Annotated in this window: 26 protein-coding genes; 18 read left to right on the forward strand and 8 right to left on the reverse strand. The window is 71.7% G+C overall.

Annotation, left to right across the window (positions count from 1 at the left end; genetic code table 11):
- Nucleotides 1-2: 2 nt before the first annotated feature.
- The 6 genes from BLW78_RS07065 to ruvA all read right to left on the reverse strand — a co-directional run bounded on the left by BLW78_RS07065 (nucleotide 3) and on the right by ruvA (nucleotide 3,849).
- Nucleotides 3-650: an alpha-ketoglutarate-dependent dioxygenase AlkB gene (locus BLW78_RS07065; protein ID WP_091677979.1), complete on the reverse strand. Its 648-nt coding sequence runs from the start codon at nucleotides 648-650 to the stop codon at nucleotides 3-5.
- A complete protein-coding gene (locus BLW78_RS07070; protein WP_091678281.1) occupies nucleotides 651-1,289 on the reverse strand; it encodes a 2,3-bisphosphoglycerate-dependent phosphoglycerate mutase in 639 nt (212 codons plus the stop codon). It lies immediately after the preceding gene.
- Nucleotides 1,290-1,306: 17 nt separating this feature from the next.
- Entirely contained in the window at nucleotides 1,307-2,104 is a 798-nt protein-coding gene (dapB, locus tag BLW78_RS07075) for a 4-hydroxy-tetrahydrodipicolinate reductase (protein ID WP_091677982.1), read from the reverse strand.
- Between the two features lie 119 nt (nucleotides 2,105-2,223).
- On the reverse strand, nucleotides 2,224-2,721 hold the full coding sequence (bfr, locus tag BLW78_RS07080) for a bacterioferritin (protein WP_012317139.1): 498 nt from the start codon (nucleotides 2,719-2,721) through the stop codon (nucleotides 2,224-2,226).
- A gap of 44 nt (nucleotides 2,722-2,765) precedes the next feature.
- Nucleotides 2,766-3,038: a (2Fe-2S)-binding protein gene (locus tag BLW78_RS31725; protein WP_083916283.1), complete on the reverse strand. Its 273-nt coding sequence runs from the start codon at nucleotides 3,036-3,038 to the stop codon at nucleotides 2,766-2,768.
- Nucleotides 3,039-3,231: 193 nt separating this feature from the next.
- Nucleotides 3,232-3,849 carry a Holliday junction branch migration protein RuvA gene (gene ruvA, locus BLW78_RS07090; protein ID WP_020091486.1) on the reverse strand — a complete coding sequence of 206 codons (618 nt, stop codon included), beginning with the start codon at nucleotides 3,847-3,849 and terminating at the stop codon, nucleotides 3,232-3,234.
- Nucleotides 3,850-3,980: 131 nt separating this feature from the next.
- Between ruvA and BLW78_RS07095 the strand changes: the two genes are divergently transcribed.
- The 16 genes from BLW78_RS07095 to BLW78_RS07170 all read left to right on the forward strand — a co-directional run bounded on the left by BLW78_RS07095 (nucleotide 3,981) and on the right by BLW78_RS07170 (nucleotide 17,688).
- Entirely contained in the window at nucleotides 3,981-4,613 is a 633-nt protein-coding gene (locus BLW78_RS07095; RefSeq protein ID WP_091677984.1) for a YceI family protein, read from the forward strand.
- Nucleotides 4,614-4,810: 197 nt separating this feature from the next.
- Complete coding sequence (locus BLW78_RS07100) at nucleotides 4,811-5,215, forward strand: hypothetical protein (RefSeq protein ID WP_234081062.1); 405 nt, start codon at nucleotides 4,811-4,813, stop codon at nucleotides 5,213-5,215.
- 190 nt (nucleotides 5,216-5,405) lie between these two features.
- Nucleotides 5,406-5,720 carry a 50S ribosomal protein L21 gene (gene rplU / locus BLW78_RS07105; RefSeq protein WP_010683509.1) on the forward strand — a complete coding sequence of 105 codons (315 nt, stop codon included), beginning with the start codon at nucleotides 5,406-5,408 and terminating at the stop codon, nucleotides 5,718-5,720.
- A gap of 86 nt (nucleotides 5,721-5,806) precedes the next feature.
- Nucleotides 5,807-6,073: a 50S ribosomal protein L27 gene (rpmA, locus tag BLW78_RS07110; RefSeq protein WP_012317134.1), complete on the forward strand. Its 267-nt coding sequence runs from the start codon at nucleotides 5,807-5,809 to the stop codon at nucleotides 6,071-6,073.
- 186 nt (nucleotides 6,074-6,259) lie between these two features.
- Nucleotides 6,260-6,856, forward strand: coding sequence for a GNAT family N-acetyltransferase (locus BLW78_RS07115; RefSeq protein ID WP_091677987.1), 597 nt, complete (start codon nucleotides 6,260-6,262; stop codon nucleotides 6,854-6,856).
- Between the two features lie 88 nt (nucleotides 6,857-6,944).
- Nucleotides 6,945-7,973, forward strand: a complete 1,029-nt coding sequence (obgE, locus tag BLW78_RS07120; RefSeq protein WP_091678284.1) for a GTPase ObgE — start codon at nucleotides 6,945-6,947, stop codon at nucleotides 7,971-7,973.
- A 70-nt stretch (nucleotides 7,974-8,043) separates the two neighbouring features.
- Nucleotides 8,044-9,159: a glutamate 5-kinase gene (gene proB / locus BLW78_RS07125; RefSeq protein ID WP_091677989.1), complete on the forward strand. Its 1,116-nt coding sequence runs from the start codon at nucleotides 8,044-8,046 to the stop codon at nucleotides 9,157-9,159.
- Nucleotides 9,160-9,316: 157 nt separating this feature from the next.
- Nucleotides 9,317-10,615, forward strand: a complete 1,299-nt coding sequence (locus tag BLW78_RS07130) for a glutamate-5-semialdehyde dehydrogenase (protein ID WP_091677992.1) — start codon at nucleotides 9,317-9,319, stop codon at nucleotides 10,613-10,615.
- Between the two features lie 19 nt (nucleotides 10,616-10,634).
- Nucleotides 10,635-11,294, forward strand: coding sequence for a nicotinate-nucleotide adenylyltransferase (locus BLW78_RS07135; protein WP_091677995.1), 660 nt, complete (start codon nucleotides 10,635-10,637; stop codon nucleotides 11,292-11,294).
- Nucleotides 11,295-11,423: 129 nt separating this feature from the next.
- Nucleotides 11,424-11,756 carry a ribosome silencing factor gene (gene rsfS / locus BLW78_RS07140; protein ID WP_085986769.1) on the forward strand — a complete coding sequence of 111 codons (333 nt, stop codon included), beginning with the start codon at nucleotides 11,424-11,426 and terminating at the stop codon, nucleotides 11,754-11,756.
- Nucleotides 11,757-11,771: 15 nt separating this feature from the next.
- Nucleotides 11,772-12,266, forward strand: coding sequence for a 23S rRNA (pseudouridine(1915)-N(3))-methyltransferase RlmH (rlmH, locus tag BLW78_RS07145; RefSeq protein ID WP_091677997.1), 495 nt, complete (start codon nucleotides 11,772-11,774; stop codon nucleotides 12,264-12,266).
- A 12-nt stretch (nucleotides 12,267-12,278) separates the two neighbouring features.
- The gene (locus tag BLW78_RS07150) at nucleotides 12,279-13,634 is read left to right on the forward strand and encodes a murein hydrolase activator EnvC family protein (RefSeq protein ID WP_091678000.1); all 1,356 of its coding nucleotides are present in this window, start codon (nucleotides 12,279-12,281) and stop codon (nucleotides 13,632-13,634) included.
- Complete coding sequence (locus tag BLW78_RS07155; RefSeq protein WP_056521910.1) at nucleotides 13,634-14,974, forward strand: S41 family peptidase; 1,341 nt, start codon at nucleotides 13,634-13,636, stop codon at nucleotides 14,972-14,974. The genes BLW78_RS07150 and BLW78_RS07155 overlap by 1 nt, the downstream gene beginning before the upstream one ends.
- Nucleotides 14,975-15,149: 175 nt before the next feature.
- Complete coding sequence (locus tag BLW78_RS07160) at nucleotides 15,150-16,385, forward strand: divergent polysaccharide deacetylase family protein (protein WP_091678001.1); 1,236 nt, start codon at nucleotides 15,150-15,152, stop codon at nucleotides 16,383-16,385.
- Nucleotides 16,386-16,479: 94 nt separating this feature from the next.
- The gene (locus BLW78_RS07165) at nucleotides 16,480-17,034 is read left to right on the forward strand and encodes an RNA pyrophosphohydrolase (protein WP_091678004.1); all 555 of its coding nucleotides are present in this window, start codon (nucleotides 16,480-16,482) and stop codon (nucleotides 17,032-17,034) included.
- A 24-nt stretch (nucleotides 17,035-17,058) separates the two neighbouring features.
- On the forward strand, nucleotides 17,059-17,688 hold the full coding sequence (locus tag BLW78_RS07170; RefSeq protein ID WP_020091472.1) for a DUF2939 domain-containing protein: 630 nt from the start codon (nucleotides 17,059-17,061) through the stop codon (nucleotides 17,686-17,688).
- 29 nt (nucleotides 17,689-17,717) lie between these two features.
- Here BLW78_RS07170 and BLW78_RS07175 read toward each other — a convergent pair whose 3' ends face one another.
- Nucleotides 17,718-18,104 carry a photosystem reaction center subunit H gene (locus tag BLW78_RS07175; protein ID WP_091678006.1) on the reverse strand — a complete coding sequence of 129 codons (387 nt, stop codon included), beginning with the start codon at nucleotides 18,102-18,104 and terminating at the stop codon, nucleotides 17,718-17,720.
- 24 nt (nucleotides 18,105-18,128) lie between these two features.
- Nucleotides 18,129-18,560, reverse strand: a complete 432-nt coding sequence (locus BLW78_RS07180) for a response regulator (protein WP_020091470.1) — start codon at nucleotides 18,558-18,560, stop codon at nucleotides 18,129-18,131.
- Between the two features lie 207 nt (nucleotides 18,561-18,767).
- Here BLW78_RS07180 and BLW78_RS07185 point away from each other — a divergent pair, with 207 nt between their 5' ends.
- Both BLW78_RS07185 and BLW78_RS07190 read left to right on the forward strand, forming a co-directional pair.
- Nucleotides 18,768-19,442, forward strand: a complete 675-nt coding sequence (locus BLW78_RS07185; RefSeq protein ID WP_026604673.1) for a YoaK family protein — start codon at nucleotides 18,768-18,770, stop codon at nucleotides 19,440-19,442.
- Nucleotides 19,439-20,452, forward strand: coding sequence for a WD40 repeat domain-containing protein (locus BLW78_RS07190; RefSeq protein WP_091678009.1), 1,014 nt, complete (start codon nucleotides 19,439-19,441; stop codon nucleotides 20,450-20,452). The genes BLW78_RS07185 and BLW78_RS07190 overlap by 4 nt, the downstream gene beginning before the upstream one ends.
- The last annotated feature ends 56 nt before the right edge of the window (nucleotides 20,453-20,508 follow it).

A 20,508-nucleotide genomic window follows, 5' to 3' on the forward strand; every position in this document is an offset into this window, starting at 1 on the left:
CATCATGGCGTGGCCGGCACCGTGACGCGTCGCAGGGTGAGATTGCAGCGGCCGCCCGGCGGCAGGAACCCGGACCCGTCCGCCGCTTCCAGCAGGTCGCCGTCCGGGTAGAGCCGGTCGATGCCGTGGAAGACGAGCCGCGCGGCGCCACCCATCACCAATGCGTCGCCGGCCTGCAGCCGGACCGAGCGGGTCGGGTCGGACCGGCTCGGACCACCGTAGCGGAACAGGGCCGCCGCGCCGAGGGACAGCGACACGACCGGCGCGGCGAGATCCGCCTCGTCGCGGTCCTGGTGGAGGCCCATGCGCGTCCCCGGCGCGTAGATGTTGATGAGGCAGGCTTCCGGCGGAGCCGGATAGGCCGCCAGCGTCTCCCAGGCCGCGCGGGCGGTCGGCGGCAGGGCCGGCCAGGGTCGACCGGTTTCGGAATGGTGCGGCTGGTAGCGGTAGCCCGCGACGTCGGAGACCCAGCCGAGGGGTCCGGCATTCGACATCCGCACCGAGAACGGCTTGCCGGTGCGGGGCATGCGCGGCGTCACGGGCGGCGCCTCGGCGAGAACCGCGGCGATCTCCGCGGCGAGCCGCGCGCGGGCCGCCGCGTCGAGGAAGCCCGGATGGTGGATCAGGCCCGGTGCGAGTTCCGTCGCCACTCAGCGGTCCGCGTCGACGACCTGCTCCAGCACCGTCTTGGAGGCGACCGTGGTGTCGGCGTTCAGGCGGTAGACCAGCGGCACGCCGGTCCGGATCTGGAGATCGGGCACCTGCGCCTCGGTCAGTCCGTCGAGGACCATCACCAGGGCGCGGAGCGAGTTCCCGTGGGCCGCCACAAGGACCCGCTGGCCGGCCATCACGCGCGGCAGGATCGTCGCGACGTAGCAGGGCAGAACCCGCGCGGCCGTGTCCTTCAGGCTCTCGCCGCCGGGCGGCCGCACGTCGTAGCCCCGGCGCCAGGCGTGGACTTGCGCGTCGCCCCAGCGGGCGCGGGCCTCGTCCTTGTTAAGGCCGGAGAGGTCGCCGTAATCGCGCTCGTTGAGGGCGCGCTCGCGCAGGACCGGGATCTCGGACAGGCCCATCTCCTCGAGGACCAGCGCGCAGGTCCGCTGCGCGCGGACCAGGTCGGAGGTGAAGGCCACGTCGAACCCGTAGCCGTCCCTCTTGAGGCCGCGCCCGGCGGCCCGGGCCTCGGCGACGCCGCGCTCGGTGAGGTCCGGGTCGCGCCAGCCGGTGAACAGGTTCTGCAGGTTCCACTCGCTCTGGCCGTGCCGGACGAGGACGAGGAGCCGCTCCATCGCCGTCGCGCCGCCGGTCACAGGCCGAGCACGTCGGTCATGGTGTAGAGCCCCGGCGGCTTGGGATGCGCCCAGAGCGCGGCCTTGACGGCGCCCGTGGCGAACAGGCCCCGGTCGGCGGCGTGGTGGCTGATCGTCAGGCTCTCGCCGGTGCCGGCGAAGATCACGCTGTGGTCGCCGACGACGCTGCCGCCCCGCAGGGTGGCGAAGCCGATATCGCCGGGCCGGCGGGCGCCGGTATGCCCGTCTCGGGTCGAGACCCGGACGGCCTTCAGGTCGACGCCGCGGCCCTCCGCGGCGGCCTCGCCGAGCATCAGCGCGGTGCCGGAGGGGGCGTCCACCTTCATGCGGTGGTGCATCTCGGCGATCTCGATGTCGAACTCGTCGCCCAGGGCCTTGGCGACCCGCCGGACCAGGGCGGCCATCAGGTTGATGCCGAGCGACATGTTGCCCGACTGCACGATGCGGGCGTGGTACGAAGCCGCCTTCAGCTTGGCGAAATCGTCCTCCGAGAGGCCGGTCGTGCCGACGACGTGGACGATGCGCGCCTGGGCGGCGAGCTCGGCGAAGGCGACCGTGGCGGCCGGCGCGGTGAAGTCGAGGACGCCGTCGGCGCCCGCGAAGGCCGTGAGGGCGTCGTCGGTGACGGTAACGTCGAGGGGTGGAAGCCCAGCGAGCACACCGGCGTCCTGGCCGAGCGCCGGCGAGCCGTCGCGCTCGATCGCCGCTGAGAGCGTGCAGCCCTCGGCCTGCGCCACCGCGCGGATCAGCATCCGCCCCATGCGCCCGTCGGCGCCGACCACCACGAGCCGCATCCCGTTCCCCAGCTTGCCGTCTCAGGCGGGCAGGAACGCGGCCGCGCCGGCCCCACCCCTGCCCGCATCGCTGTCCGGGCTCCCGCTCCGCCGCGCGGGCGGCGGGAGCCCGGGCGCTCTCACTCCTTCTCGGGGGCGATCTGCTCGAGCCCGCCGATATGCTTCTGCGCGTAGAGCGGCAGGCCGATCTGCTTGATCAGCTCCAGCTGGGTCTCGAGGAAGTCGATGTGCCCCTCCTCGTCCTCGGCCAGATCCTCGAAGAGGCGCTTCGACACGCGGTCGTTGATCGAATCGCAGTACTTCGCGGCCTCGAGGTAGAGGCTGCGGGCCTCGTTCTCGGCGGCGAGATCGGATTCCAGGATCTCCTGGACGTTCTGGCCGATCCGCAGCGGGTCGAGCTCCTGCAGGTTCGGGAACCCGTCGAGGAACAGGATCCGGTCGATGAACCGGTCGGCGTGGTTCATCTCCTCGATCGATTCCTTGCGCCAGAACTTCGCCAGCTCGACGTAGCCCCAGTCATTGAGCATGCGGAAATGCAGCCAGTACTGGCTGACGGCCGTCAGCTCGCTGCGCAGGCCGCGATTCAGATACTCGATGACCTTGGTGTCGCCCTTCATGCCCCCGTACTCCTTACCGTGCTCTCAGGCGGGGGGTAGAAGCATCAGGCCGCTACTCCCTCATCCGCAGTTTGGAATTTCACCAAACTACAGGCGCTCGCGCAAGCCGTCGTGCAAGCATGGCTGCTCTCCGCCGCCGCGGCCTCGCCCAGCGCGGTCTGCATGATCGCGCGGATCGTGCGGGCGCAGCGCCCGCATTTCGGGCTGCAGCCGAGGCAGGCGTAGACCTGCGCGGGCGTGCGCGGGCAGCCGGGTCCGGGGGCGAGGCAGCCGCGCACGGCGCCGTCCGATAAGACGTTACAAGAACAGACGATCATGCGCGCCGCAAATCCCGTCATCCCCGTGCCCGCCGCGGTCGTCGACGACCGTCCGGGGCACCCGCGCCAGTTTAGAAGAATTGAAAAGTAGCTGGCTTTTCAATACCTTATTGGCCGCGGTCGACATGGCACCGCCGCCCGCGCGGGTCAAGGGCGTGCGATCTAAGTGCGCCCCAACTGTCAGGTCGGGCCGTCAGCGGGCGAGTTCGCGCAGGCCGAGCCGGATGAGCACCTTGGCCTCGGCGCCCTCCCCCGCACCCTTGAGCGCAGCCGCGATGGCGGCGGCGGCCTGGACCTGCGGATAGCCGAGATTGACCAGTGCCGAGACGGCGTCCGCCACCGGCTGCGGGGCGGCGCCCTCCTCGACGGCGCCTGCAAGGGCGACCAGCGCGGGATCGACGGGCGCGAAGGCCGGGGCCTTGTCCTTGAGCTCGGCGGCGAGCCTGGCGGCGAGGCGCGGACCGACGCCCGGGGCTCGGCTGATCGAGCCCTTGTCGCCGGTGGCGATGGCGCTCGCCAGCGCCTCGGGCTCCAGCACCGACAGAACGCCGAGCGCCACCCGCGCGCCGACGCCCTGGACGGTCTGGAGCAGGCGGAACCACTCGCGCTCGGCGTCCGAGCGGAAGCCGTAGAGGCGGATCATGTCCTCGCGGACGTGGGTCTCGATCGACAGCGCCGCGGGCTCGCCGACCTTGGGCATGCGCTGCAAGGTCCGCGCCGAGCAGTGAACGATGTAGCCAACCCCCGACACGTCAAGGATCACGAAATCCTCGCCGAACGAGTCCACGACGCCCTTGAGCTTGCCGATCATGCCACGCCTGCCGCTACCTCGGCTTGCCTACAGAACCGCGGCGGCCTTCGCCAGACGTGCTTGAGCGCGCAGGGAGATCATGAAATCACGGGCCCGCGCCGGCCGAGCTTGGCCGGTCACGGGGGGATGACATGCGCGCGCCACTTCTTGTCCTGATCGGCCTGCTCTGCGCCGGCCCGGCCCGGGCGGCGGACAACCCGGCAGCCCCGCCCGCACCGGTAGCGCCGAGCGCGGATCCGACGCAGGTCAGGCCCGGCAGCTACGTCCTCGATCCGGATCACGGCAAGATCACGTGGTCGGTCTCGCATCTCGGCTATTCGACCTATTACGGTCAGTTCACCGGCCTGAGCGGCACGCTCCAGCTCGACCCGAAGGCGCCCGAGAAGAGCCGCCTCGAGGTGACTGTGCCGCTCGGCGGCGTCATCACCGGCAGCACCCGGCTTAACGAGCACCTCGCGGCCCCGGATTTCTTCGACACGGCCAAGTTCCCGAGCGCCACCTTCACCGCCACCAAGGTCGAGCCCACCAGCCCGACCACCGCGCGGATCACCGGCGACCTCAACCTGCGTGGAACGATCCGGCCGTTCGCGATCGACGCCACCTTCAACCAGGCCGGCATCCACCCTGTGGACCAGCGCTACACCGTGGGCTTCGACGGGCGCGCGGTCGTCAAGCGCTCGGATTTCGGCATCAACGCCTACCTGCCGCAGCTCGGCGACGAGGTGAGTCTGCGCATCGAGGGCGAGTTCAAGGCCGCGCCCTGACGGCCGGTCCGTCTGCCGACCGCGCGCCGACGCGGCGGGTGACGCCCCGTCGCCGGGCGTGTAGTCAGCCGCCGTCGCGGCGCCGCGGCGAGGGTCGCGCCCAAGGGAACGCGCGTCTCCCGGTCGGCGCCCGGCATCGTCGCGAAGGTGCGGGTGCGCCACCGCGCCGATCGATGCTTACCCTGGAGGTCTCAGCCGTGCGGCGTGTCGGTGTCCCCACCCTTGCCCTGACGCTAGCCCTGACGCTGAATCTCGCGGGGACGGCCGCCGCGCAGGCGCCCGCCGCGCCGGCCAATCCGGCCGCGCCGGCCTCGGCCCTCGACAATTACGCCTCAGCGGCGGCCACGACCATCATCGCCGAGCAGGCCTGCCCGGGCGTGCAGGTCCGGGCCGGCCAGCTGACGACACTCCGCCTCGCGGCACGCGTCAATGCCGGGCAGGAGGCGATCCTGGAGGAGAAGCTGCGCACCCGCGCCACGCAGGTGCGCCAGCAGCTCGCCGCCGATGGCCGGGAGACGTGGTGCGCGCAGGCCCTCGCCGCCTTCGGCCCGGCAGGCAGCGTCGCGAAGGGCATCCTGGCGACCGGCGCGCCGATCCGGTGACACCGCCCGGCAGGCCGCCGCGGATTGACACGGCGCCGCCGCGCCCGTACTGACCCCCGCATGGCGCGCGGCCTCAGCTGGGGTCCGCGCGTTTCGCGTTGTCCGGGCCGAACGCCCGTTCAATGACTTCAAACAAGAAGCCGGTCCAGGGGCAGCCGCCCCGGAGGCCGTTCGAGAACACGAGAGAACGATGTTCGCAGTCATCAAGACGGGCGGTAAGCAGTACCGCGTCGCCGCCAACGACACCATCACCATCGCCTCCCTGGCGGGCGAGGCCGGCGAGGCCGTGACCTTCGGCGAGGTCCTCCTGTTCGCCGACGGCGCGGGCGCGACCCAGGTCGGCGCCCCGACCCTGTCGGGCATCAGCGTCACGGGCGAGATCGTGCGCCACGGCCGCGACAAGAAGGTCATCGCCTTCAAGAAGCGCCGCCGGCAGAACTCGCGCCGCAAGCGCGGCCATCGCCAGGACCACACGGTCGTGCGCATCACCGGCATCTCGGCCTGAGGCCGGCGCACCGCTGGGCGCGTAGCGGTCCCTGAGGACCCGATCCGCGACCGCATCCCGACAGATCAGAATTCGGAGTTCATCCCATGGCACACAAGAAGGCAGGCGGCTCGTCCCGCAACGGTCGCGACTCGGAAGGCCGGCGCCTCGGCGTCAAGAAGTTCGGCTCGGAGGCCGTCATTCCGGGCAACATCATCGTGCGTCAGCGCGGCACCAAATGGCATCCCGGCGCCAATGTCGGCATGGGTAAGGACCACACGATCTTCGCGCTGGTACCGGGCCATGTCCGCTTCGAGACGCGCCGCGGGCGCGCCTTCGTAGGTGTTACCCCGCTGGCCGAGGCCGCGGAATAAGAGGCGGGCGCCCTGAGTGGCGAAGCTGGCGTCCCGCCCGGTGTCCCACACCGGACCGGAGACGTCGTTGCCGAGCCCCTGACGGGCCAGGTCGGACGGAACACCGGGGAGGATGGGACGCCATCCTCCCCTTCGTCGTCTTGAGGCGGTGCCCCGGAGCCGGGAGCGCCGCCCTGCGAGGGCACGATGTTCCCCGATCTGACCCGTGATGACGTTTTTCGGATCGAGACGCGGCGGCTGTGGCTGCGCTGGCCGACCGCCAAGGACAGGGACGCGATCCTGAAGCTGGCCGGCGACCCGTCGGTCGCCGCGATGCTGGCGCGGGTGCCGCACCCGCTCCCGGCCCCGGAGGTGGACGCGTTCCTGCTGCAGGCGCGCTCGCGGAACGCCGCCGGTTCGGCGCTCACGCTCGCCCTCGCGCCCCGGGCGGCGCCGGGCAGCCTCATCGGCGTCGTCAGCATCGAGGGGCGGACCGACGGACCTCCGGAACTCGGCTACTGGCTCGGGCAGCCCCACTGGGGCAGCGGCCTGATGGCCGAGGCCGTGACGGCCCTGTGCCACGCGTTCTTCGCCTATACGGGCGGGACGGAACTCGCCGCCTCGGCCCGCACGGTCAACCCGGCGTCCCGGCGCGTGCTGGAGACCTGCGGCTTCGCGCAGGCCGGCAGCGCGATCCGGCCCTTTCCGGCGCGCGGCGCGGACCTTCCGGTCGATCTCTTCAGCCTCGACCGGCAGCGCTGGCAGACTCCGCCGTCCGAGCCGGCGATGACGCGGGCCGCCTGAGGCGGCCCCGCGGCGCCGGACTGGCCGGCGGCCGCCGACAGGGTGATGGTGCGGGTCGCGAATCCGCGCCCGACAAAGGATTCAGGTGGTGAAGTTCCTCGACGAAGCCAAGGTCTATGTCCGCTCCGGTGATGGCGGTCCCGGCTGCGTCTCGTTCCGGCGCGAGAAGTTCATCGAGTTCGGTGGACCGAACGGCGGTGACGGCGGCCGCGGCGGCGATGTCTGGGTGGAGTGCGTCGAGGGTCTCAACACCCTGATCGACTACCGCTACCAGCAGCACTTCAAGGCCAAGAAGGGCGAGCACGGCATGGGCTCGAACTGCCACGGCGCCAACGGCGCCGACACGGTCCTGAAGGTCCCGGCCGGCACGCAGATCTTCTCCGAGGACGGCGAGACGCTGCTCGCCGACCTGACCGAGGTCGGCCAGAAGATCCGCCTCGCCAAGGGCGGCAACGGCGGCTTCGGCAACGCCTACTTCACGACCTCCACGAACCGGGCCCCGAAACACGCCAATCCCGGCCTGGAAGGCCAGGAGATGTGGATCTGGCTGCGGCTCAAGCTGATCGCCGATGCCGGCCTCGTCGGCCTCCCCAACGCCGGCAAGTCGACCTTCCTGGCGAGCGTCACCGCGGCGAAGCCGAAGATCGCCGACTACCCGTTCACGACCCTGCATCCCGGCCTCGGCGTGGTGCGGTCGGACGGGCGCGAGTTCGTGCTCGCCGACATCCCGGGCCTGATCGAGGGCGCGCACGAGGGTGTCGGCCTCGGCGACAGGTTCCTCGCCCATGTCGAGCGCTGCCGGGTGCTGCTGCACCTCGTCGACGGCACGAGCGAGCATGCCGGCAAGACCTACAAGCTGGTGCGCGGCGAGATCGAGGCCTACGGCAACGGCCTGGCGGAGAAGCCCGAGATCGTGGCGCTCTCGAAGGCCGACGCCCTCGACGCCGACACGCTCAAGAGCCAGGTGGCCAAGCTGAAGCGCGCCGCCGGCCGCGCGCCGCTGGTCCTGTCCTCGGCGAGCCGCAAGGGCGTTCCCGAGGCGCTGCGCGCGCTTCAGGCCGAGATCGACGCCAGCGCCGAGGCCGAGCGGAAGCCGGCGGCCGCCTGGCAGCCGTAGCCCTCGACCGACTGTTCAAAGGGCGGGTCTTGGTTCACACCCGCCCCGAACGCGCCGTCCCGCAAGAATCATGATCCCTGCCCTCGAAGAATTCCGCCGCGTGGTCATCAAGGTCGGCTCGGCCCTGCTGGTCGACCGCAATGCCGGCCGCCTCCGCCACGCTTGGCTCGCCGCGCTGGCCGAGGACATCGCGGAGCTGCACGGGCGCGGCGTCGACGTCCTGGTCGTGTCCTCGGGCAGCATCGCCCTCGGCCGGACGGTGCTGGGCCTGCCGCCCGGCGTCCTGCGCCTGGAGGAGAGCCAGGGCGCGGCCTCGGTGGGGCAGATCACGCTGGCGCGCCACTGGGCCGAGGCGCTGGGCCATCACGGCATCGTCGCCGGCCAGATCCTCGTGACGCCGCAGGATACCGAGGAGCGCCGCCGCTACCTCAACGCCCGCGCCACCGTGCTGAAGCTCCTGGAGATGCGCGCGGTGCCGGTCGTGAACGAGAACGACACGGTGGCGACCTCGGAGATCCGCTACGGCGACAACGACCGGCTCGCCGCCCGGGTCGCCACCATGATCGACGCCGACGTGCTGGTGCTGTTCTCGGACATCGACGGCCTCTACACCGCCCCGCCCAGGAGCGATCCGGAGGCCCGCCACCTCGCCGTGGTCGACCGGATCACTCCCGAGATCGAGGCGATGGCCGGCGGCCCGGCCTCCGAGCTGTCGCGGGGCGGCATGCGCACCAAGGTCGAGGCCGCCAAGATCGCGGCCTCGGGCGGCACGCACCTGGTCATCGCGGACGGGCGCGGAAAGAACCCGCTGAAGGCCGTGCGGGACGGCGCGCGCTGCACGTGGTTCCTCTCGGGGTCCACGCCCACGGCCGCCCGGAAGACCTGGATCGCCGGCTCGCTGGAGCCGCGCGGCACCCTGACGATCGACGCGGGCGCCGAGCAGGCGCTCCGGAGCGGGGCCAGCCTGCTTCCCGTGGGCGTGCGCGCGATCGAGGGCAGCTTCTCCCGCGGCGACGCCGTGATGATCCGCGATCCAGAAGGCCGGATCCTCGGCCGCGGTCTGGTGGCCTATGACAGCGCCGAGGCCGCGCTGATCATCGGTCATCCGAGCGCGCGCATTCCGGAACTGCTCAACTATCCCGGTCGCGCATGGATGGTGCACCGCGATGACTTGGCACTATTCTAGAAATCGTCGACACAAGCTAATCTATTTACAATTTTTGTCTCGATGATCGCCACCGTTCCCGGCCCGGCACTCTTGTCGGGACGGCGCGCGATGTGCAAATACGGCGCTCTCTCCCCGTCCGGGCCGCGCGCGGCCGTCGACAACCGAGGACGCCAGCGTGCCCGTCCTGAACCTGAGATCGGACTTCGCCGAGGCCGACGCCCTTCCGGAGCAGATGGCGGCGATCGGCCGCCGCGCCCGGGCGGCGGCGCGGCGCATGGCGCTGGCCTCGGCGCGGACGAAGGACGTCGCGCTCAAGCTGATCGCCGAGCGGATCCGCGCGAGCCGCGACGAGATCCTGGGCGAGAACGCCCGGGACGTGGCCGCCGCCCGGAGCGCGGGCCAGACCGCCGCGCTGATCGACCGTCTGACGCTCGACCCCGGGCGCCTCGCGGCCATCGCGGACGCGGTCGAGAAGGTCGGGTCGCTCGCCGACCCGGTCGGGCGCCAGCTCGCCGCGATCGAGCGGCCGAACGGCCTCCTGATCGAGCGCATCGCGGTGCCGCTCGGCGTCGTCGGCGTCATCTTCGAGGCGCGCCCCAACGTGACGGCGGATGCCGGCGCGCTCTGCCTCAAGGCCGGCAACGCCGCGATCCTCCGGGCCGGCTCGGACAGCCATCGCAGCGCGATGGCGATCGCGAAGGCCATGAGCCGCGGGCTCGCCGATGCGGGCCTGCCGGAGGACGCGATCCAGCTCGTGCCGACCCGCGACCGCGCCGCGGTCGGCCTGATGCTCGCCGGCCTCGACGGCTGCGTCGACGTGATCGTCCCGCGCGGCGGCCGCGGTCTCGTGGAGCGCGTCCAGGCCGAGGCGCGCGTGCCGGTCTTCGCCCATCTCGACGGCATCAACCACGTCTACGTCGCCGCGGCGGCGGACCTCGACATGGCCCGCACCGTGCTGCTCAACAGCAAGATGCGCCGCACCAGCGTCTGCGGCGCCGCCGAGACCCTGCTGGTCGACCGCGCCTGCGCGGCGACGCACCTCGCGCCGCTGGTCCAGGCCCTGCTCGACGCCGGCTGCGCCGTCCGGGGCGATGCCGCGACGCGCGCGGTCGATCCGCGCGTGACGGCCGCCTCAGAGGAGGACTGGCACACCGAGTACCTCGACGCGATCATCGCGGTGCGGGTGGTCGACGGGATCGAGGCCGCCATCGAGCACATCGAGACCTACGGCTCGCATCACACCGACGCGATCATCACCGAGAACGACGCCGAGGCGACCCGTTTCCTGGCCGAGGTCGACTCGGCGATCGTCACCCACAACGCCTCCACGCAGTTCGCCGACGGCGGCGAGTTCGGCTTCGGGGCCGAGATCGGCATCGCCACGGGGCGGATGCACGCGCGCGGGCCGGTGGGCGTCGAGCAGCTGACCACGTTCAAGTACCGGGTCCACGGCAGCGGCCAGATCCGCCCGTGACGCGCACTGACGGTTCGGCGTGCGGCTGACCCTGCCGCCGAGCGCTCCCGGCATGCGGATCGGCCTCTACGGCGGATCCTTCAATCCCGCCCATCTGGGCCACCGGCACGTGACGCTCGCGGCCCTGCGTCGGCTCGGGCTCGACCGGGTCTGGTGGCTGGTGAGCCCGGGGAACCCGCTCAAGAGCCGGAGTGCTCTCCCCTCCGTCGCGGCGCGGTGCGATCAGGCGCGCCAGATCGCCCGGCACCCGCGGATCGCCGTGACCGGGATCGAGGCTGCGCTCGGCGTCCGCTTCACGGTGCAGACGCTGCGCTTCCTCACGCGCCGGTGCCCAGGCGTTCACTTCGTCTGGGTCATGGGAGCCGATTCCCTCGGGACCTTCCATCGCTGGAAGGGCTTCGCCGAGATCGCCCGCCTCGTGCCGATCGCCGTCATCGACCGGCCCGGCTTCACCATGACGCCGCTGAGTGCCCGCGCGGCCCGACGCCTGGCCGGTGCCCGGGTCCCCGAGGCGGCGGCGTCGACGCTCGCGCTGCAGTCGCCGCCGGCCTGGATGTTCCTGCACGGGCCGCGCTCGACCCTGTCGTCCACGCAGATCCGCGCGCGCACGGGTCGGGGGACGGCGCCGCCGAAGTCTGCGCGGTTGCAATCGCGGCCCGATACCGCCAATTTCACCTGATCCCGCAAGGCCCGACATCGCCGTGCGGCAGAACGAGGAACCAGGACTCTGCCCGAAACCAGTCACACGGAGACGATCCGCACCCCCGTCCAGGCCCCGGTCGAAGCCAGTCAGGCGCGCTCGGTCGACCTGAAGGCGCTCGCCCTCGAATGCCTCGACGACATGAAGGCCGAGGAGACGATCGCGATCGATCTGGCCGGCAAGACCTCGCTCGCCGACACGATGATCATCACGTCGGGTCGCTCGCAGCGTCACGTCGGCTCGATCGCCGACAAGATCATCCAGGAGATGAAGAATCGTGGCTACGGGAACGCCCGGGTCGAGGGCATGCCGGCCTGCGACTGGGTGCTGATCGACGCCGGCGACGTGCTGGTGCACATCTTCCGCCCCGAGGTCCGCGGCTTCTACAACCTCGAGAAGATGTGGGGCGCCGACCGCCCCGTCGGGATCGCGGCCGGCTAGGCCGGATCCGAATCCGTGCGCTTGGTCCTGGCCGCGGTCGGACGGCTGAAGGCCGGGCCGGAGCGCGAACTCGCGTCACGATATCGCGACCGCGCCGCGCAACTCGGACGCGGCCTCGGCTTCCCGTCCTGCGACAGCGTCGAGATCCCGGAATCCCGCGCCCGTCGCGCGCCCGACCGGTGCGCCGAGGAGGCCGCGGCGCTCGCGACCCATCTGCCCGCGGGCGGTGTCCTCGTCGCCTATGACGAGCGCGGTCGGGCCGATCTCGCCAGCGAGGCCATGGCCGAGCGCGTCGCCGCTTGGCGCGACGCGGCCCGGCCGGCCCTGGTCGTGGTGATCGGCGGACCGGACGGGCTGGACGCCTCAATTCGGACGCGCGCGGGGCTGATCCTGTCGTTCGGGGCCGCCACCCTGCCCCACGGACTCGTTCGCGTGCTCGCCCTCGAACAACTCTATCGCAGCCTCACCATCCTGGCCGGTCACCCGTACCATCGCGGTGAGGCGGGCTGAGCAGCCGTGAGGATGTCCGAGCCCGAGTCGAAGCCTGGGTCGCGGCGCGCGCGCGCGGCACTCGCCCTGCTGGCCGCGCTGTCGATCACTGTCGCCGCGCGCGCCGAGACCCCGAAGCCCACGGATCCCGAGGCGATCCAGCGGGCCAACGAGGAGCGGGAGCGCCGGGCCGAGAACCTGAAGCGCGTGCAGGACGCCCTCGCCGCCAGCGCGGGGCAGCGCGCGCAGTTCGAATCCGAGATCGCGGCGATCGGGTCCGACCGCGCGAAGCTCGACACCGCCCTCCTCGACGCGAATCGACAGGCGCAGGCGACGGAAGACCGCCTCAGCCGCCTGGAGGAGCGCCTGAAGGCGATGAGCGAGAGCGAGGCCGCGATCCGGCACTCGCTGCAGGGTCGGCGCGGCATCGTCGCCGAGATCCTGGCGGCGCTCCAGCGGATGGGCCGCCGCCCGCCGCCGGCGGTGCTGGTGAGCCCCGAGGACGTGCTGGCCGCGATCCGAACCTCGATGCTGCTCGGTGCGGTGGTGCCGGAACTGCGCGGCGAGGTGGACACGCTCGCGGCCGATCTCGCGGAAATGATCAGGCTGCGCGGTTTGATCGCGCAGGACAAGGAAGGCCTCTCGAACGACCTCGCCGGCTGGGCGCGCGAGCAGCAGCGCCTGCAGGCCCTGGTCGCCGCCCGGCGCGCGCGGCAGGCGGAGGTGGAGAGCGGCCTCACGGCCGAGCGGCGCCGCGCCACCGAGCTCGGCGCGCAGGCCAAGAACCTGAAGGACCTGCTCGACCGCACAGAGGCGGAGGTCGCCGCGGCGAAGCGCTCCGCCGAGGAGGCCAAGGCCGCCGCGGAGCGCGAGGTGCGCATCACGCAGGAGCGGTTCGCCGCGGCCGGCTTCCGCGATCCGGCGCGGCTCGCGCCCAAGGTGCATTTCGCCGAGGCGCGGGGCGAAGTGCCGCGGCCGGTGAGCGGACGCGTCGCACGCGGCTTCAACCAGCCCGACGGCAACGGCGGGACGACCCGCGGCGTGTCGTTCACAACCCGCCCGAAGGCGTCGGTCTCGTCCCCGGCCGACGGGTGGGTGCAGTTCGCCGGGCCGTTTCGGTCCTATGGCCAACTCTTGATCATCAACGCGGGCGACGGCTACTATCTTCTGCTCGCGGGAATGGACCAGATCAGCGTCGAGGTCGGTCAGTTCGTGCTCGCGGGCGAACCGGTCGGCAGCATGGGCGACAGGGGTGCGGGTCCCGGCGGGTCCGAGGGTGATCCCACGCTCTACGTCGAGTTCAAGAAGGACGGCGGCTCCATCGATCCGGAGCCGTGGTGGGCGAAGAGCCCGAATAATACGGTACTTGGCGAGAAGGTTCGCGGCTGATGCGCAAGACTTCCCTGATCATGCTCGGCGCCTTCCTCGGTGCCGGAACGTCCATGGTGGCGACCCAGACCGACTTCCTGTCGGGTCCGCGGGCCGTGGCCGCCTCGGCCGAGACCTACCGCCAGCTCAGCCTGTTCGGCGACGTCTTCGAGAAGGTCCGCACCGACTACGTCGAGAAGCCGGACGAGTCGAAGATGATCGAGGCGGCCGTCAACGGCATGCTGACGTCGCTCGACCCGCACTCGAGCTACATGGACGCCAAGGCGTTCCGCGACATGCAGACCACCACCCGCGGCGAGTTCGGCGGCCTCGGCATCGAGGTCACGATGGAGGACGGCCTGATCAAGGTCGTCACGCCGATCGACGACACCCCGGCGGCGAAGGCGGGCCTGCTCGCGAACGACATCATCACGCAGATCGATGACGACCAGGTCCAGGGCCTCACCCTGAACCAGGCGGTCGACAAGATGCGCGGCCCGGTCAACTCGAGCGTCAAGCTCAAGATCAGCCGCAAGGAGTCGAAGGACCCGATCGACGTCACGCTCACCCGCGACGTGATCAAGATCAAGCCGGTGCGCTCGAAGATCGAGGGTGGCGACGTCGCCTACATCCGCCTGACCCAGTTCAACGAGCAGACCTTCGACGGGATGCGGGCCGCCATCGACAAGCTCACGGGCGAGATCGGTGCCGACAAGATCAAGGGCTACATCGTTGACCTGCGCAACAACCCGGGCGGGCTGCTCGATCAGGCCGTGATGGTCTCCGACGCCTTCCTCGATCGCGGCGAGATCGTCTCCACCCGCGGCCGCAACCCGGACGAGACGCAGCGGTTCTCGGCCAAGGCCGGCGATCTGACCAAGGGCAAGCCCATCGTGGTGCTGGTCAACGGCGGCTCCGCCTCGGCCTCCGAGATCGTGGCCGGCGCCCTCCAGGATCACAAGCGCGCGACCATCATGGGCACGCGCTCCTTCGGCAAGGGCTCGGTCCAGTCCATCATCCCGCTCGGCGGCTCCGGCGCCCTCCGGCTCACCACGGCGCGCTACTACACGCCGTCGGGCCGCTCGATCCAGGCCAAGGGCATCGAGCCGGACGTCGAGGTCACGCAGGACGTGCCGGACGAGCTCAAGGGCAAGGACGAGACCAAGGGTGAGGCCGGGCTGAAGGGTCACCTGAAGCAGAAGGACACCGACGAGCGCGGCGGATCCTCCGCCTACGTCCCGCCGGATCCGGCCAAGGACAAGCAGCTGATCTCGGCCGTGGACTTCTTGCACGGCATCCAGAAGGGCGCCGCCAACGGCACGCCCGCGCAGCAGCAGCAGAAGCCGAGCCTGCCGAACTGATCGCGCGGTAACCCCGCGCCCCTCTGACCCGATCCCGTCCGGCCACCCGCCGGGCGGGATTTCCCGTTCTGGGACCGGGCGTTAGCGGAACGTTAACCATACCCGGCCGCAATGGATGCGAGGGTTGGGACCGCGCCGACCCGCGCAGGAACCGCGATCCCGTATCGAGAGCCGCTTGACCGAGTCCACCGACGATATCCTCACGCGCCCCCTCGGGGTGCCGGAGGCGGCGCCGGAGCAGCCCGCAGGCCGGATCGGTCGGCTGATCGCGGCTGCCCGCAGGCCCCGGGTCGCGGCCGCGGCGCTCGCGGCCGGCTTCGCGGTGGCGGCCGGCCTCGTGCTCGCGCTGGGCGACCCCCACGGCGGTGAGCCCCGCGTGCAGGTGGCGATCGCGACGCGCGAACCCGCGGCCCGTCCGGCCGCACAGGCCCCCGTAGCCCAGCAGCCCCAGGTCATCACGACGGCGCCGGGAACGGCGCCCCTCCAGCGCAGCGCCGAGGAGGTCGAGACCGCGTCCGGCGTGACGGTCGTGCGCCCAGCCGGCAGCGGGCCGAGCGAGGCGGTGGTGATCCGCGTGCCGCCGCCGAGCGCCCCCCGTCTCGCCCAGGCCCCCGACCCGCGGATCAGCGAGGCGGGCCGCCACGGTCTCATGCCGAAGCTCGGCGAGGGCCGCATCCGCGCCCTCGACGTCTACGCCCGGACCGAGGAGGCCGGCAGCGGGCCGCGCATCGCGATCGTGGTGACCGGTCTCGGCGTCGGTCAGGCCGCGACCGCGGGCGCCACCGCGCGCCTGCCCGCCGCCGTGAGCCTCGCCTTCCTACCCTACGGGGGCGAGGCCGAGCGCGCCGCGGCGCGCGCGCGGGACGCCGGCCACGAGATCTTCCTGCAACTCCCGATGGAACCCTTCGACTATCCCGACAGCGATCCGGGTCCGCAGACGCTGCTGACCGCGCTGCGGGGACCGGAGAACGCGGACCGCCTCGCCTGGGCGATGAGCCGATTCCCGGGCTACGTCGGCGCGGTGAACTTCATGGGCTCCAAGCTGATGGCAGACGCGGCTTTCGAGCCGATCCTGCGCGAGATCGGCGCCCGCGGTCTCGGGTTCCTCGATGACGGCACGGCCCCGAAACCCGCGGCGGCGCCCGCCAACAAGGGCAAGACGCCGGTGGCCCGTGCCGAGATCGTCCTCGACGCCACGCCGCGCGCCGACGCGATCGACGCCGCGCTCGCCCAGGCCGAAGCCCGGGCCCGCGCCAACGGCTTCGCCCTGGTCTCGGCGACCGGGACACCGCTGAGCATCGATCGGATCGCCCGCTGGGCGAAGGAGATCGACTCGCGCGGGCTGCGCCTCGTGCCGGCGAGCGTGGCGCTGCGGGGCGCTCGCGACAAGCGGGTCTCGACTGCCGATTGAGCGTGTCCGTGTCCAAAGTCAGCGCAAGTAGATCCGGCGCCTTCCGGGCCGGTGAAGACTTGGTCGACGTTGCCGCCTCGCCTCCCCCTGACCTATGGTCGCCGCGATGGTAACGGATTCCGACCCGGGCATCGCCCTGCCCTACCGCCCCTGCGTGGGCATCGCCCTGATCGCGCCGTCCGGCGGCGTCTTCGTCGGGCGTCGCAGAAAGGATGCCGGTCCCGAGCACGTCGACGGTCCGCACATGTGGCAGATGCCGCAGGGCGGCATCGATCCCGGCGAGGACGCGGAGGCCGCCGCCCGCCGCGAGCTCTACGAGGAAACCAACGTTCCGCCCGAGGCCGTGAAGCTCCTGGCCGAGATTCCGGACTGGCTCCCCTACGATCTGCCACCGGCGGTGATGAAGCAGGCTTGGAAGGGCCGCTACCGCGGACAGACGCAGAAATGGTTCGCCTACGGCTTCGTCGGCAGCGAGGATCTGATCGACGTGCTCCGGCTTGGCGGCGGCGCCCACAAGGCGGAGTTCGACGCCTGGCGGTGGGCGCGATTTTCAGAGCTTCCGGACCTGATCGTTCCCTTCAAGCGGCCGGTCTACGAGCGCGTCGTGGCCGCCTTCGCCGGCCTCGATCGATGGGCGGCGCGGTCATGACCGCGCGGACGGGGCACTGAGGCCGTGCGCTGGCTCGCGGTCCCGGTCGCCCTCGCCCTGGCGTGGCTCGCCTTTACGATGAGCCCGCTCTGGTCGCTCTACGACCTAGCGCAGGCGGTGCGCCGGCACGATGCCGCCTATGTCGAGAGCCACGTGAACTTCCGGACGCTGCGCCTGTCGCTCGTTCGGCAGATCACCGCCGCGATGCGCGCGGCGTCCGAGACCGATCCCGACCTCGAGCCCCGCGACCGCCAGCGTCTCAACGACGCCGCCTACGGCCTCGCCCTGGCGCTCGCTGAGACGATGGTGACGCCGGAGACGGTGATGGACCTGCTGGCCAATGGCTGGCCCGACAAGCTCGACCTCGAGCGCCCGGCCGGCACACGGCCGGAGGGGCTGGTCATCCGCGGCCTCGGGCGGCTCATGCCGTACTACGCGGCCCTGGAGATGCGCGGCTTCCGCGCGGTCGTGATCCCGATCCCGCCGGAAGGGTCACGCGCCGAGCGCACGCGGATCCGGCTGCGGCTGCGTGGCCTGAGCTGGCGCCTGGTGGATATCGAGATGGCGGAGATGCTGCGCGCGCAGATCGCCGCCAAGCTCAGCCGCGCCCTGGCACGCGCCAAGATCGGAGCCAGTGCCGGCGAGGAGCGCTGAGGCGGCGCGGCGGCCCGGACGGCGAGGCGCTACTTCGCCTTCGGCCCGCCCGGCGCGTTCTTGGGCTCGCCCGCCGCGGCCTTGGGCTCGCGCGCCTCGATCAGGTCCTCGGCCTTCTCCTCGTCGGTGTCGCCGCTCTGCTCGATGGTCTTGCCCGGATTGGCCAGCAGGGAGCGCACGATCCCCAGCAGGACCTCGCACTCGCCGGGGAACTTGTAGCTCTCGAGGACGATCGCGGCGTCGCGCAGGGTCCGCAGATCGCGCACCAGCTGGGCGTTGGCGTCCTCGCGCAGCTCGCTCTTCTTGGCGATCGCCTCCTCGATCTGCGCGCCCTTCACGTCGCAGGCGGCCCCGGCCGGCGATGCAGCGAGCGCGGCGGCGAGTGCGAGACCGAGTGCGGGAAGAGAGCGCCACATGGCGGTGATCCTCGAAGATCCAGTTCAGAGGGTGTGCAGGGGCGCGGCGCGCAGGACATCCTGCGTCAGCGCCACGAGTTGGCTCGGACGGTAGGGCTTCGGCACGAAGACCGAGCCCGGAACGGCCTCGCAGCCCGCCAGGGAAGCCCGGCCCCCGGAGGTGTAGACGACCGGGAGGTCGGGCGAGAGCCGGCGGGCGCACCGGGCGAGCGACAGGCCGTCCGTGTTGCGGGCCAGATCGATATCGGTGAAGAGCAGGTCGACGCTCTCCCGGGCCAGGATCGCCTCGGCTTCCCAGGCATCCGCGGCGGTGAGCACCCGGTACCCCTCTTCGAGGAGCGCCTCGGCGGCCAGCTCGCACACGGTCGGCTCATCCTCGACGACCAGGATCGTGGCGGCGCCCCGGTCCGGAACGGGCAGGGTCGGGCAGACGAACGCGGCGGCGAACGGAACCATGACGCAACTCCCACTCACCCGGCGGGGGCACGGTGTTCCCGAGCCGGATCGCTGGGGCAACGACCCCTTCCGACGCGGCGTTCACCGTGTTTGCATCGAATTGCTCGGGTTTGGTGAGCGGCGCGTTAACCGCGGCCCGTCACCCCTGAACGAAGGCGTCCGAATGGTTAACAGAGCGTTACCGATCTGCGACCGCGGGGCCGAACCGTGAACCGCCCGGCCCAGTTGGGCGTCGGCCTGCTCCTTACCGGTATGGCCGGCTACGTCGACGCCCTCGGCTTCGTACGGCTCGGCGGCCTCTACACGTCCTTCATGAGCGGCAACACCACGCAGCTCGCCGTTCTCGGCGCCCAGGTCGAGCTGCACCACATGATCCTCCCGGCGATCCTGATCCTGGCGTTCCTGACGGGATCGGTCCTCGGGAGCGGGCTGGCGATCCTGGTGCCGCCGCGCTGGGCGACGCCGGCGGTCCTCGCCTACGAGTCGCTCCTGATCCTCGCCGGTCTGGGGCTCGGACTCCAGTCGCCCGAACTCGGCGTCGCGGCCTTCTTCGTCGCCTTGGCGATGGGATCCCAGAACGCGGTCCTGGCGCAGGTGAAGGGCTTCCGGGCCGGCACCACCTTCGTCACCGGCGCGCTGTTCAGCCTCGGCCAGAAGATCGCGCAGGCCCTGACCCGCACCGGAGATCCGCTCGGCTGGCTCGGCGACGCCTCCGTCTGGATCTCGCTGCTGTTCGGCGCCTACCTGGGCGCGCGGGCCTACCAGCAATTCGGTCTCTACGCGCTGATCGCCCCGGCGGCGATCTCGGGTGGCCTGGCGTTGATTACCGCCTTCCTGGTCTTGCGCACCGCGCCGCCGGCCGCAAATGTCCCCCCGACATGAGCAGCCCCGTCAGCAACCCGTCCCTCACCAGTCACGTCGCCGCGCTGGAGCCCGGCGAGCACGTGCTCGCCGCGCATTTCCTCAAGGACGTGCCGGCCCTGGCGCTCAGCGACGGCACGGTCGCGCTGGTGCGGGAGGACGGGATCACCCGCGTCGCCGCGCATCCCGACAGCGGGATCCTCGTCGCGGCCGGCGGAGTCGACCGGCTGCTCACCGGGGGCGACGATGGCCGCGTGGTGGCGATCCGCGCCGACGGCGCGATGGAGCAGCTCGGCCTCGCCAAGGGCGGCGCCTGGATCGACGCGCTCGCCGCCCATCCCGACGGCGCGGTGGCTTGGTCGGCCGGCCGGACCGTCGTGGTCCGCGACGCGAAGGGCCGCGAGAAGACCTTCGAGGCGCCGTCCTCCGCCCGCGGCCTCGTCTTCGCGCCCAAGGGCTACCGGCTCGGCGTCGCCCACTACAACGGCGTGAGCCTCTGGTACCCCAATCTGGAGACGCCGGCCGAGGTGATCACCTGGAAGGGCTCGCATATCGACGTCACGTGGTCGCCGGACGGGCGCTTCGTGGTGTCGACCATGCAGGAGAACAGCCTGCACGGCTGGCGCCTCCAGCCGGATCGCGGGCACATGCGGATGTCGGGCTATCCCGGCAAGGTCCGCTCGATGTCGTGGTCGTTCGACGGGAACTGGCTCGCCACCAGCGGGGCCGAGGCGGCGATCGTGTGGCCCTTCGATTCCAAGGAAGGTCCGACCGGCAAGGCCCCGCGGGAATGCGGCGTCCGCCCGGCCCGTGTCTCCCGCGTGGCGTTCCACCCGAAGGCGCCGGTCCTGGCCATGGGCTACGAGGACGGCTGCATCCTGCTCGTCCGCTTCACCGACGCGGCCGAGTTGCTGGTGCGACCGGCCGTCCAGGGGAGCGGCGTCACGGCGCTCGGCTGGGACGCGCGCGGCGGCCGCCTGCTGTTCGGCTGCGCCGACGGCAAGGCCGGCCTCCTCACGCTGCCGGGCTGAGACGCAGGGTCAGGGGTCGTCTCACCCGCGGCTGGAACCACCGCCCCGCGCATGCT

The organism is Methylobacterium sp. 275MFSha3.1, assembly GCF_900108435.1.
Taxonomy (GTDB): Bacteria; Pseudomonadota; Alphaproteobacteria; order Rhizobiales; family Beijerinckiaceae; genus Methylobacterium.

Bases quoted from the DNA above. Each gene is read 5' to 3' on its own strand.
- bfr (WP_012317139.1), bottom strand. From the start codon at position 2,721: ATGAAGGGCGACACCAAGGTCATCGAGTATCTGAATCGCGGCCTGCGC.
- BLW78_RS07070 (WP_091678281.1), bottom strand. From the start codon at position 1,289: ATGGAGCGGCTCCTCGTCCTCGTCCGGCACGGCCAGAGCGAGTGGAAC.
- BLW78_RS07165 (WP_091678004.1), top strand. From the start codon at position 16,480: ATGGTCGCCGCGATGGTAACGGATTCCGACCCGGGCATCGCCCTGCCC.
- BLW78_RS07115 (WP_091677987.1), top strand. From the start codon at position 6,260: ATGTTCCCCGATCTGACCCGTGATGACGTTTTTCGGATCGAGACGCGG.
- BLW78_RS07155 (WP_056521910.1), top strand. From the start codon at position 13,634: ATGCGCAAGACTTCCCTGATCATGCTCGGCGCCTTCCTCGGTGCCGGA.
- BLW78_RS07150 (WP_091678000.1), top strand. From the start codon at position 12,279: ATGTCCGAGCCCGAGTCGAAGCCTGGGTCGCGGCGCGCGCGCGCGGCA.
- proB (WP_091677989.1), top strand. From the start codon at position 8,044: ATGATCCCTGCCCTCGAAGAATTCCGCCGCGTGGTCATCAAGGTCGGC.
- BLW78_RS07180 (WP_020091470.1), bottom strand. From the start codon at position 18,560: ATGGTTCCGTTCGCCGCCGCGTTCGTCTGCCCGACCCTGCCCGTTCCG.
- BLW78_RS07175 (WP_091678006.1), bottom strand. From the start codon at position 18,104: ATGTGGCGCTCTCTTCCCGCACTCGGTCTCGCACTCGCCGCCGCGCTC.
- BLW78_RS07095 (WP_091677984.1), top strand. From the start codon at position 3,981: ATGCGCGCGCCACTTCTTGTCCTGATCGGCCTGCTCTGCGCCGGCCCG.
- rplU (WP_010683509.1), top strand. From the start codon at position 5,406: ATGTTCGCAGTCATCAAGACGGGCGGTAAGCAGTACCGCGTCGCCGCC.
- rpmA (WP_012317134.1), top strand. From the start codon at position 5,807: ATGGCACACAAGAAGGCAGGCGGCTCGTCCCGCAACGGTCGCGACTCG.
- dapB (WP_091677982.1), bottom strand. From the start codon at position 2,104: ATGCGGCTCGTGGTGGTCGGCGCCGACGGGCGCATGGGGCGGATGCTG.
- BLW78_RS31725 (WP_083916283.1), bottom strand. From the start codon at position 3,038: ATGATCGTCTGTTCTTGTAACGTCTTATCGGACGGCGCCGTGCGCGGC.
- ruvA (WP_020091486.1), bottom strand. From the start codon at position 3,849: ATGATCGGCAAGCTCAAGGGCGTCGTGGACTCGTTCGGCGAGGATTTC.
- BLW78_RS07190 (WP_091678009.1), top strand. From the start codon at position 19,439: ATGAGCAGCCCCGTCAGCAACCCGTCCCTCACCAGTCACGTCGCCGCG.